The organism is Stenotrophomonas pavanii, assembly GCF_900101175.1.
Classification (GTDB): domain Bacteria; phylum Pseudomonadota; class Gammaproteobacteria; order Xanthomonadales; family Xanthomonadaceae; genus Stenotrophomonas; species Stenotrophomonas pavanii.
This window is the reverse complement of the sequence record NZ_FNFQ01000002.1, coordinates 310,876-323,356: the sequence shown is the minus strand read 5'-3', so window position 1 is coordinate 323,356 and position 12,481 is coordinate 310,876. Positions and strand designations below refer to the sequence as shown.

Below are 12,481 nucleotides of genomic sequence, written 5' to 3'. Positions count from 1 at the left end.
ATCAGGTGCAGGGCGTGCGTCACGCAGGCCCATCCGTACTCGCCGCCGCTGACGCGGCCCATCAGGTTGACGAGGTCCCCGATGTCGCACCCGCATTCGCCCCACGCCCGCCCTCCTGCTGCCCTGTGGCGCAGCCACCCGATGGCCTGGGCCGTTGCCGTGGCCCTGGGCACGGTGGTGGCACCGGCCAGCCAGGCCCAGCAGGCATTCAGCCCGGGCTGGTTCGCCGAGCGCGGCGCGGCGCAGGGCGCGGCGGCGCAGAGCGGGCGCATGCCCAACGGCGTGCCGGTCCAGTTCCAGTTGCCAGCGCAGCAGCAGGATGCGGCGCGGCAGAAGCTGCAGCAGTCGATCGACAACCTGGGCACGGCCGCACAGGCGATCGCCCTGCAGCAGCGCCTGCAGGAACAGGCGCGGCAGGGGCGACGTGACGCGGGCGTGGTGGTGGCCGACGGCCTCGGCAAGGACGGCCTGAAGGTTGACGAGAATCCATTGACCCGCGGCTGGATCAACGCCCGCGAGGCCATCCAGTCGCAGGCTGCCGACGGGCGGCTGCAGGTCAGCATCGAGCAGACTGCGGACCAGGCGATCCTGAACTGGGAGACCTTCAACATCGGTGGCAACACCACGCTGAACTTCCTGCAGGACCCCGACTGGGCGGTACTGAACCGCGTCAATGATCCGCAGGCGCGGCCCAGCCAGATCCTGGGCCAGCTGAAGGCCAATGGCACCGTGTTCGTGGCCAACCGCAACGGCGTGGTGTTCGGCAACAACAGCCAGGTCAACGTCCGCAACCTTGTTGCGGCAGCAGCGCGGATCAGTGACGCGCAGTTCCGTGAGCACGGCCTGTACAGTGCCGACGCGAACACCTCGGCGCTGACCGATGCCGTGGGCAAGGTCATGGTCGAACGTGGTGCACGCATCGCCACCCATGAACCGACCACGGCCACCCGTGGCGGTGGCTATGTGCTGCTGGCGGGCCACAGCGTGGAGAACGCAGGCCAGATCGAAACCCGCATGGGACAGGCGCAGCTGGCGGCCGGTGACAGTTTCGTGATCCGTCGCGGCGTGGGCACCGCGCAGAACACCGCGTCCACCACCCGCGGCAATGAGATCGCGCCACGCTTCGCCAGCGACAGCACGGCCGGCTACGTGCGCAACAGTGGCCTGATCCAGGCGCGCGAAGGAGACGTCACGCTGGCCGGTCGCACCGTCGAACAGGCCGGCGTGGCGGTAGCCACCACGACGTTGAACCAGCGTGGCACCGTGCATCTGCTGAACTCGGCATCCGACAGCAAGGGCAGCGTGACCCTGCAGGCCGGGTCTGCCACGGCGGTGCTGATCGAAGACGATGGCAAGGCCACCGCGCTGGATACCCAGCGTGATGCGCTCGTCAAGGAATCCGCCGAGCAGGACAAGCTTCGCGGGTCCAGCAACAGCGGCACCTTCGACAACCTCTCGCGCCTGCAGGACCGTCGCGATCAGTCGCGCATCGAGATCGTCTCCGGCGGCGACGTGAATTTCCAGGCGGGCTCGCTGGCGGTGGCGACCGGTGGCCAGGTCGTTTCCGATGCAGCCCGGCGCAGCTACCTGGACGACGGGGCGCGGGTGGACGTCTCCGGTGCGGTAGGCGTGCAGGTGGCGATGGAAAGCAACAACGTCAAGGTGAAGGTGCAGGGCAATGAACTGCGCGATTCGCCGGACAACCGTGACAGTGGCAAGCTGATCAGCAGCGAAGTGTGGATTGACCGCCGCCAGCTGACCGAGGTCGCTGCCGGCACCGGCGGCTATGACCGCACGCGCTGGTACGCCGGCGGCGGCCTGCTTGAGGTGGGCGGTTACCTGGACAACCAGGGGCATTCAATCGGTGAGTGGGCGGCGCTGGGCGGCACCGTGCAGCTGGCCGGCCAGGAAGTGGTCAGCCATGCCGGGTCCCGCATCAATCTGGCCGGCGGCAGCCTGGACGTACAGTCGGGCGTGGTACAGCAGAGCTGGCTGCGTGGGCGCGACGGGCAGCTGTACCGGCTTGATGATGCACCGGCCGAAATGCTGTACGACGGTCTGTACCAGGGCTACGAAGTGAAGCAGGAACGATGGGGGGTGACCGAATCGTTCCGCAATCCGCTGGTGGCACCCGGCCAGCGTTTCGACAATGGCTATACCGTCGGTCGCGATGCGGGCCGGCTGCAGGTCTCTTCACCCACCGTGGTCCTGCAGGGGCAGGTGGAGACAGGCACCTTCCAGGGCCAGTTGCAGACATCACGGCCGGACCCGGGACAGGAGGGGTACTCGCAGTCGCAGACGGCAGTCGCGCGAAACGCACAACTCTGGCTCGGCCGCTTCGACAGCACGGGTCGCAACGGGGTATTCGACTCGCAGGTGCGCATCGGCGGGATCCCGGCCGATCCCACGCCATGGTCGCTGCAGGCGCCGATCGGGGCGACAAGGCGCAACACCGTGTGGCTGGACAGCGACGTACTGAGCGGACAGCGCTGGGGACGCCTGGATCTGGCCTCGGCCGGGCACATTGCGCTGGACGGAACGCTCACGCTGCAGGAGGGCGGGCAGCTTGCGCTCACCGGCAGCCAGGTCAGTTTCGGCGGCACCGTGCAGATCGCCGGTGGCCAGGTGGAGGCGGGCAACCTGCTTCCGGTACTCGGCCGGCCGACGGCGCTGCTCTCCGGCGGCCGCGCGGGCGTAGAGGCTGCTGCCGGTGCCCGCATCGATCTTGCCGGCGGCTGGAGCAACGCTCTGCTCGCCACCGATGCACTGGCAACGAAGGCGTGGATCGATGGCGGACAGGTGCGCTTCGTTGGCAGTCATGACATCACCCTGGTCGATGGCGCCCTTCTTTCGGTGGATGCCGGTGGTGCGATCGGTACCGATGGCAAGGGACGCGTCGGAAAGGGCGGCAGTGTCAGCCTGCAGGCGGCCAGTACCGATGTCGCCACGGATGGCAGCGGTCGGCTGCGCATGGGGGATGGCGTGCATATCACCGCGCTCGGCAATGGCAGCGGTGCACTGACCCTGGCAACGGGCGGCAAGCTGGCCATCGGCGATTCCACCGCGGCCGTAGAGGATCTGCTGAGGTTACAGGCCCCGCTGTTCACGAGTGGGTTTGCCCGCTATGACATCGCCAGCCATGCCGGGCTGACGGTTGAAGAGGGCACCCTGCTGCACGTGGAACGGCCGGGCATTCGCCTGGCAGCCGGCGCACAGAATGCGCTGGCGCGGGAGCAGGCGCTGGAGGCCTGGACGCAGCCACTGTACACGGCCGATCCTGGCAATGGGCGCGTAACCCAACGCGGTGGCGCCAGCCTGGTGCTGCGCGCGGGACATCTGTTGTCTGCGGCCGATCTGCGCGTCGGCACCGGGGCCGGGGTCAGGGTTGATCCCGGCCAGACGATCGAGCTGTTCGGTTCGGGTGACGTGACCGTGGCCGGCCACCTGCAGGCAGCGGGCGGGCGGATCCGCCTCGATGAGGCATTCGACCCGACCGGTGTGCGCGGCGATCAACGCCGCGAGCGTCGCTGGACGATCGCCGAGGGCGCGCTGCTGGATGTCAGTGGCGATGCGGTTTCCATGGGCGATGCGCGGCAGATGCTGCGCGGTCAGGTGCGCAAGGGCGGAACCATCGAGATTGGTGGTGCACTGGACTGGGAAGACCAGGACAACGTCCGCCACCTGCCACCGGATACCTTTGTGGTCATCGAGCGCGGGGCGCGGCTGCAGGCCTCCGGTGCCTCGGCGTGGCTTGATGTCGAAGGCAGCGGCCGTACCCGGGTGGACAGTGATGGCGGCAGCATCGTGCTGCGTGCAGCCAATGCGCTGTACCTCCAAGGGTCGCTCGATGCAGCGGCGGGCGGTGATGGCGCACGGGGCGGCACGCTGGGGGTCGCGTTCGGCGGCGGCACCTATGGCGCGACGGCCAGGAACAAGGAGGTGTTGGCACCGCGGGCGATCTCGCTCACCCAGGACACACCGGCGGGCGAGGCTCTGCCCGAGCGCCTGGCGTACGGCCATGCCACGCTCTCCGTCGAGCAGATCAAGGCCGGTGGCTTCGATCATCTTTCGCTGTTCGGCGATATCCGGGCACAAGGCGATGTCACTCTGCGCATGGACCAGAGCCTGCGCATCCATGGCCCGAATGAACGCGCCCTGGGCGTTGCAGCGGGCAACCAGGAGGGCAGTCGCCTGCTGCTGAGCGCACCTTACGTGCGTCTTGCGCAGGGGCGCTGGTGGCAGCCGGCCGGGGAAGGCACGTTGCGACCGGTGGAGGCGCCGATCGATGCAGGGAAGCAGCATCGGTTCGATGTGACCGCCGACCTGATCGACCTGCGCGATGTCACCTGGTTGGCGAGCTTCGACCATGTCAACCTGCAGAGCAGCGGCGACATCCGGATGCTGGCTCCGATGGCCAGCAGTCTGCAGGAATCCAGGTTCGCCGCACCGGGATCGATCGATATCAGCGCCGCCCGCCTGTATCCCGCCGCGCGGGCGCAGGGGCGCATCGTGGCCGGCGTGCCTGAGGCCGGACCTTCGGGATTGCCGGGCTGGGCCAATCCAGAGGCGGTACTGCGCATCCACGGTGTCGGCAGTGGCGCGCAACCGGCACCGGACTCGGCGTTCGGCAGCCTGGCGCTGACCGCCGCCACGGTAGTGCAGGGCGGCAACGTGCAGGCGCCGTGGGGCCGGGTGCAGCTGGGTGGTACTGAGTTCAACTCCAGCCGCGCTGCGCGCGTCGAGCTGCTTGCGGGCAGCGTGACCTCCGTCAGTGGCGCCGGCCTGACGCTGCCGTTCGGTGGCACCGTGGATGGTGTGGCGTGGCGCCGCGACGGTGCCGATTTCGATGTTCAGGGCCCCGGATCGGTCAACATTCCGATGGGCGTGGACATCGTGGCCAGTGCGTTCAACGGCGCCGCCGGCAGCGTCGTGGATGTGTCCGGAGGCGGCGAACTGTCCGGCGCCGCGTTCGTAGCCGGGCGGGGTGGCTCGGTCGATATCCTGCGGCATGCGCTGGCGGATGCGAACCCGCGCTACGGCTTCAGCCGTGCCGGCAATGCGGTCTATGCGATCGTGCCGGGGCGGACGGACACGCAGGCGCCGCTGGCGACCGCTGACGGCAGTGCCGACCCCCGGATCGGCCAGCAGATCGTCATCCCCGGCGGAGTGCCGGGTCTGCCCGCCGGAACCTACACGCTGCTGCCCGCCAACTACGCCCTGCAGAAGGGGGCATTCCGCGTTGAGATCGGTGCCGAGAATGCGCGTGGCAACACGCAGCCGGTGGCGACAAGCACGGGTTCCTGGCGTGTCAGCGGGCACCAAGCGCAAGGCCTGGGCGGGGCAGTGTCGCCACTGCTCACCGATCTGGTGCTGACCCCGGCCGAAGCGGTGCGCCGCCATGCCAGCTACAACGAAACGTCCTACAGCACGTTCGTGGAGGGCGTGGCCGAACGGCGAGGCGAAGCGTTGCGCTGGCGACCGACCGATGCCGCGGCTCTCAGCCTGACGTTCGGCGAAGGCGCGGGCCGCACCGGCGCGCCGGCAGTGACGTTCCACGGTCTGTCCCGCTTCAATGCGGGCAGCAATGACGGACGCGGCGGCACGCTTTCGGTCAACCTGCATGCGTCCAACGACGCGATGCTGGAAATCGTCACGGAGGGCAGCGCGGCGGCGAGCGGGCGCGGGGCTACCGTTTTCGACAGTGCGCTCAACGCATTCCGCCCGTCGACGTTGCTGATCGGTGGCGCGCTGCGGCGTGATGCGACCACCTACTCGGTGGAAGGCACCGCCCAGCATGTTGTGTTGCGCAACGGTGTCAGCCTTTCGGCGCAGGAAGTCCTGTTGTCGGCTGCATTCGGGGGCAACGGCATCCTGGTGGAGCAGGGCGCTTCGATCAACACCCTGTCCCAGGCCGATCCTTCGCGCGTGGCGCAACCCACTGCACCCTACCTGGTTTCAGGCGGTCTGCTGGCCGTGTCCAATCAGCGCCTCACGGCGCTCAGTACCCAGGGGGGAAGCGCGGCCGGTCCGGTGGCGATCGACATCGGGGGTTGCGAATCGAACTGCAGCGGGCAGACCCGGCTGCTGTCGGCGGGCAGCATCAATGTGGTCACCGACGGCGCTCTGAGCATTGGCGACGCGGTGAGCTACGGAACGCGCCAGCTCGGGTTGGGCATGTCGGCGCTCAATCTTGGCAGTGCCGAAGCGATCGCGGCGGCAGCGGCGGCCGGCGGCCTGCCGGCGGGCATGACGATGAATCAGGAGGTCCTGCAGCGATTACTGCGCGGAAACACCGCCACCGGCGCGCCGGCGCTCGAGTCCCTCAGCCTGACTGCGCGCGATGCCATCAATGTGTTCGGCAGCGTGGACCTGGATACGCGTGACGGTGCGACCGGCCGCAGCAGTCTGCGCAGCCTGGTGCTGGGCGCGCCAGCCATTCACGGTTACGGCACCGCGACCGATCGTGCGCGCATTTTCGCCGACACGCTGGTGTGGGACGGTACGCTGGCCGGCACCCCATTGCCCGGCGGTGAACAGACTCAGCCGGCCGGCGAGGCGATGGTGGGTCGGCTTGGCCAAGGGCAGCTGGAAATCACTACGCGGGTGCTGGAGCTGGGGCGAGCGCCCTTCACCCGGCCCAGTTCGTCGGTGGCCGCTGACCGCCAGGTGCTTGGCTTCGCCGGCGTTACGCTGGCAGCGTCGGATCGCATGTTGTTCTCCGGCAAGGGCAGCCTGGATGTCTTCCAGCGGCAGGGCGACTACGTGGCAGGCAGTGGCTGGCAGTTCAGCGGCGGCGCGCTGGATATCGTCACCCCGCTTCTGACCGGCAGCGCGGGTGCGCAGCTGGCCATCCGCAATGGCGGAACGGTGCAGTTGCGTGGCGCCGCGGCGACCGCGGGCAGCGATGCGTTGGGTGCGGAGTTGTCCATCACGGCCGAACGCGTGGTGATCGACAGCCGGGTGGCGCTGGCGTCCGGTCGGTTCGAGGCCAATGCCCGCCAGGGCATGGCGCTTGGCAGCCATGCGGTGCTGGACATGGCGGGGCGCAAGATCAACCTGTTCGACGTGGACAAGTACAGCTGGGGCGGTGACGTCGCGTTGTCGAGCCATGAAGGTGACATTGTTGCCGACGCGGCGTCGCGCATTGATCTTTCCGCCCGCAACAACCGCGGTGGCCGCTTGACGGTGTCTGCGTTGGGCCCGCAGGGCGGCCGTGTGGATCTGGCAGGTACGTTGCTTGGCGGAGCCAGCGGCCGCTACGACGCCGGTGGCACCGAAGTGCCCTACGACGGCGGCGAGCTGGTAGTGCGTGCACGCCAGTTGCAGGACTTCTCCGGCCTGAACACCCGGCTTACTGCCGGTGGCATTACCGGTGGCCGGACGTTCCAGTTGAGCGAAGGCGACCTTGTCATCGGCGATGAAGTGAAGGCACGCCACGTGGACATCAGCGTCGATGGCGGCAGCCTGCAGGTGAACGGCCGCATCGATGCCAGTGGTGAGCAGGTCGGCAGCATCCGTCTTTCCGCCCGCGATCTGCTGCGCGTGGACGGGGCGCTGGATGCGCATGGCAGCGCCTTACGCGTCGATAGTTACGGCAAGATCATCGACAGCCCGAACCGGGCGATGATCGAACTGACTTCAGCCAACGGCACACTGCAGCTGGGCGCGTCGTCTTCGATGGACCTGCGCGCCGGCACCTCGGTGGCTGCGGGTAGCGGCCCGGCCCAGAACGATGGCCGCGCACGCGGCAGCGTCAAGCTCAACGTGCCACGCGTGGGCAGCAACGACGCCGCGATCGACGCGGCCAGCGGACTCCGCATCGCCGGTGCCGGCGACCTCCAGGTCAACGCCTTCCGCAGCTATGATTCGGCGCCGCTGGCCAGCGCTGCGGACGTGCATGGCCATCGTCCGCAGGTGATCAACCAGCAGTGGCTGGATACGGTGGTGGACCCGGACAACCGCCAATGGATGAACGCTGCGCTGGCCAATGCAGGACTGCAGCAGCGCACTGCCGCCCTGGGCAGCTACCGCCTTCGCCCCGGCGTGCAGATCGTGGCGCGGACCAGCAGCGACAACCCGCGTGGCGATCTGGTCGTGGCCGGCGATATCGATCTGTCCGGGTACCGCTACGGACCGCAGTCGAACCGGACCGATCCAGCGCGGCGCGGGTTCGGTGAGTCGGCCGCGCTGGTGTTGCGTGCCGAGGGTGATATCAACGTCTACGGCAGCATCAACGACGGCTTCGCGCCGCCGCCCGCCAATCCCGATGAGGACGGCTGGGTGCTGCTGGAAGGGCGCAGTGGCGGTACGCCCAACACCGCGTTCGGTGGTGACCTGATCGTGCCGGGCGAGGGTGTGCAGTTGCAGCGCGGCACCGAGTTCCGCGCCGGTGCCACGCTGAACTATGCACTTCCCTTCGACGCCGTGACCCTGCCGGCCGGAACCGTGCTGCCGGCAGAAATGCGGCTGTCGGGACCGCTGCTGCTGCCGGCCGGCACCGTGCTGGGCGCAGCAGTGACGACGGCGGGTGGCGAGGTGGTCGCGGCTGGAACCGTGCTGGCCCAGGCATTGTCGTTGCAGGCGGGTGCGCGCCTGGGCGCCGGCTTCCGGCTGCGCACGCCGGCGCCGGTCGCTGCACAGGTGTGGCCGGCCGGCGTCGCGCTGCCGATGGCGATGAAGCTGTCGGGCGCGCTGGACCTGCATGCCGGTGCGATCATCCCGTCGATGACCAAGGTGGAGCTGGCCGGCGATGCGCCGGTGAAGCTGCGAACGGCCGACGCCAGCGGGCGCCAGGGGCGCAACTGGGCGCTGGCGGCGATGCTGCCCGAAGTCACCACCTCCTGGGACCTGACCGCGGTGGCCGGTGCGGATACGGCGGCCGCCGATCCGCGGACCCGCCGTTTGGGTAGCGACGGCAGCATCGTGCTGGCCGACAGCCACTACAGCACCATCGGGACAGTGACCACGACCACGGAATGGAAGGGCGATCGGATCGTCAATCTGGAAGGTTCACTGTACTGGTGGGGCGACGAGAGCCTGGCGGGCAAGTCACCTGCAGAGGTCGCCGAGATCTTCGGGGTTACCGAGGCAGAGATCTGCGATGCAGGTCCCTTCTGCGGCGCCGCGCCGCGCCTGGTGGACAAGGAAGGCTCGCTGGCATGGTGGGGCGATGAATCCTGGGTCGGCCGCCCGGCTACGGAACTGGGCGCCGAGATGGGCATGTCGGAGGAAGAGATCTGCGCGGCAATGGGCTACTGCTACGGCGGCGGCACGCTGACTGAAGTCACGACCTATGGCAGGCGGCTGGGCGCTCCCGCGTGGAGCGTGCTGCGCACCGGCAAGGGAGACCTGACGCTGCTGGCCGCGCAGGACGTGCGCATGAAGTCCGGTTTCGGTGTGTACACCGCAGGTGCGCCGACGGCGCTGGGTGATGGCCGCGATGCGCAGTTCAACACGGCGCGTTCGGCTGCACCCTGGCAGACCGCGCTGTTGGGCAGGAACCAGGTGTCGGGCAACTATGATGCGGCGCTGGCCGGTTACCGTGCGTGGTATCCCGACCATGGCGGCGATGTCAGGGTTGAAGCCGGGCGCGACATCATCGGCGACGCCTGGACCGCCCGGTCCGAATCGGGTACGGCGCAGCGTGACCAGGCCGGGCATTCAAGCGCGGCGGTGGGCGGCTGGTTGTGGCGGCAGGGTTCCGGCACCACCGAAGGCGTGCAGGCGACACCGACGAGCTGGTGGATCAACTTCGGCACGTACAGCACCGTGGGCGCCGAAGCGGACGCAGCGCCGCGCATGGTCGGCTTCACCGGCTTCGGCACGCTGGGAGGCGGCAACCTGTCACTGGAAGCGGGCCGGCACGCCGGCGTGCTCGACCCGATGGGCAATGCCCTGGGCCTGCTGACCGCGCCTCACTCCAGCGCGATTGTTGCTGCGGTCGGGTCGACCGGGCGCGTCAGCAACGGTGAGCTGCATCTGACCGGTGGCGGCGACCTGACGCTGCGCAGTGGCGGTGCGTTGAACCCGGGCCTGCGCGCCAGCGCGCAGCAGCCCGAAGGGTTCCTGCAGGATCTGGATCTCAATGGCGCGGTGACCAACCTGCGCGGCAGCACCCTGCTGCAGGCGGCACGCATCGGTGGCCTCAGCGCGATACAGAGCAGCTACGGAACGCTGGGCCTGAAGGATCCGTTCGTGGCCGACGCGCCGGTGGCGATGGCCGGGCCCGTGCTCATCCTGGGGGATTCCACTGCCCGGCTGCAGGCCCGTGGTGACATTGTTCTCGGTGGCGCCGCAGATGCTGGGCGTGTACCGACGTCCAACTACAACGACGTGGTTCTGGGCGATGGCCAGCATGCAGCTGGCACGACGTGGTTCTCGCTCTGGACCCGAGGCACGGCACTGGACCTGTTCTCGGTAGGCGGAAATCTCGCACCCAGCCTGGCCGGCAGCCTGCATGCAACCGGTAGCAACATGTTCGCTGAAGGCATCGCGCTGCGCGAGCAATCCGTTCCCGCCAGCATCAATTACTGGCTGTATCCGTCCAGGTTCAGCGCGGTGGCTGCGAGTGGTGACATCATCAGCGCCTCGCTTCGAGGCCTCGGACCGGGGGCGACCACGGGCGATGTGATCCTGCTCGCGCCTTCGGCCAGCGGCCGGCTCGATGTTATGGCCGGGGGCTCGATCCATGCCGCGACCAATGCCACCGGCATTGCACGTTCCGGTAGCGACGCCCGCCTGCCTGGGCCGCTTGATCCTGCATTCATGGCCCAGCAGGGCGTCAGCCGGACCCGGGTCAGTCACAATCTGTCGAACGATGGGGTGCAGGGGCCAGACCCGGCGGCGATGCTGCCATTGTTCGCGTTCGGCCCCAGTACCCCGACCACCGGTGCGCTGACGTCCCGGCCCACATTACCGAGCCGCTTCTATGCCGTGGCCGGTGACATCATCGGGTTGGGCAGTGGTGATCGCCGGCAGTTGGAGAAGAACACCGGTACCGCGAACCGGACATTGTTTGACTGGTATGAAGCGGGATCGGCAGTGCAACTGCGCGCCGGGCGTGACGTGATCAATGCGAACGTCACCGCGCTCAACACCAGCGGTACCGACATCAGCGGGATCGAAGCGGGACGGGACATCATCCGCAGCAACCTGACGGTGGCCGGCCCCGGCGACGTCGAGGTGAGTGCAGGCCGGCAGCTGCGCCAGGAAGAGGCGGGCAACCTCATCAGCCTTGGCGGTATCGTGCAGGGTGATACGCGGCCAGGCGCAAGCATTGCGGTGACCGCAGGCAACCAGCACATTGATTTCGACGCACTGCGCGCACGCTATCTGGATCCGGCCAGGCTCGCCGACCCGGCGCAGTCGCTGGCCTCGCAGCCCGGCAAGGCGGTGAAGATCTACGACAGGGAACTGAAGCAGTGGCTCCAACAACGCTTCGGTGTGGCTGCCGACGGCGCCGAGGCACTGGCGGCGTTCGACCGGTTGCCGAAGGAGCAGCAGCGGATCTTCCTGCGCCAGGTCTACTACGCCGAGCTGCGCGAAGGCGGCCGCGAGTACACCGATCGGAATGGGCCACGCGTTGGTTCTTACCTGCGCGGCCGCGAGGCCATCGCCACGCTGATGCCGGACAAGGATGCAGCAGGTGCGACGATCCAACGCACCGGCGACATCCTGATGTATGGCGGCTCCGGCGTGCGTACCGAAGCCGGCGGCAACATCGAGCTGATGGCACCGGGTGGACAGATCGTGGTGGGGGTACAGGGCGTGGTGCCACCGGCCAGTGCCGGGCTGGTGACGCAGGGGCAGGGGGACATCCGGCTGTTCAGCCAGGACAGCGTGCTGCTGGGCCTGTCGCGGGTGATGACCACGTTCGGCGGTGACATCCTGGCCTGGTCGGAGCAGGGTGACATCAATGCCGGTCGCGGTTCGCAGACCACCTTGTTGTACACGCCACCGCGCCGCGTCTATGACGGCTGGGGCAATGTGATCCTGTCGCCGCAGGCCCCGGCCAGTGGTGCAGGCATCGCCACGCTGAACCCCATTGCCGAAGTGCGGCCGGGCGACGTCGACCTGATCGCGCCGCTGGGCACCATCGACGCGGGCGAGGCCGGCATCCGCGTCTCGGGCAATATCAACCTGGCCGCGTTGCAGGTGCTGAACGCGGCCAACATCCAGGTACAGGGCGAGAGCAAGGGCCTGCCGGTGCTGGCATCGGTCAACGTCAATGCGCTGGCCTCGGCCAGTGCGGCGGCCAACAGCGCCAGCCAGGCCGCGCAGGATGTGATGCGCAAGAGCCAGGACGATGCACGGCGCAACCAGCCGTCGGTGATCAGCGTGCAGATCCTCGGCTTCGGCAGCGGCACCAGCAGCATCAACCCGCCGGCGCGTGGCGCCACCGCCAACGACGGCTACGACGCCGACAGCGCGTTCCAGTTCCCGCAGGCAAGTCGCGACGAGGGCACGCAGCGCCGCTAGGCAC

General features: G+C 68.5%; 1 protein-coding gene. It reads left to right on the top strand.

The window, feature by feature from the left end; translation table 11 throughout:
• Positions 1 to 81: 81 nt before the first annotated feature.
• On the top strand, positions 82 to 12,477 hold the full coding sequence (locus BLS66_RS04910) for a filamentous haemagglutinin family protein (protein ID WP_074725272.1): 12,396 nt from the start codon (positions 82 to 84) through the stop codon (positions 12,475 to 12,477).
• Positions 12,478 to 12,481: the final 4 nt, after the last annotated feature.

Coding starts and splice junctions, on each gene's coding strand:
- BLS66_RS04910 (WP_074725272.1), top strand. CDS start 82: ATGTCGCACCCGCATTCGCCCCACGCCCGCCCTCCTGCTGCCCTGTGG.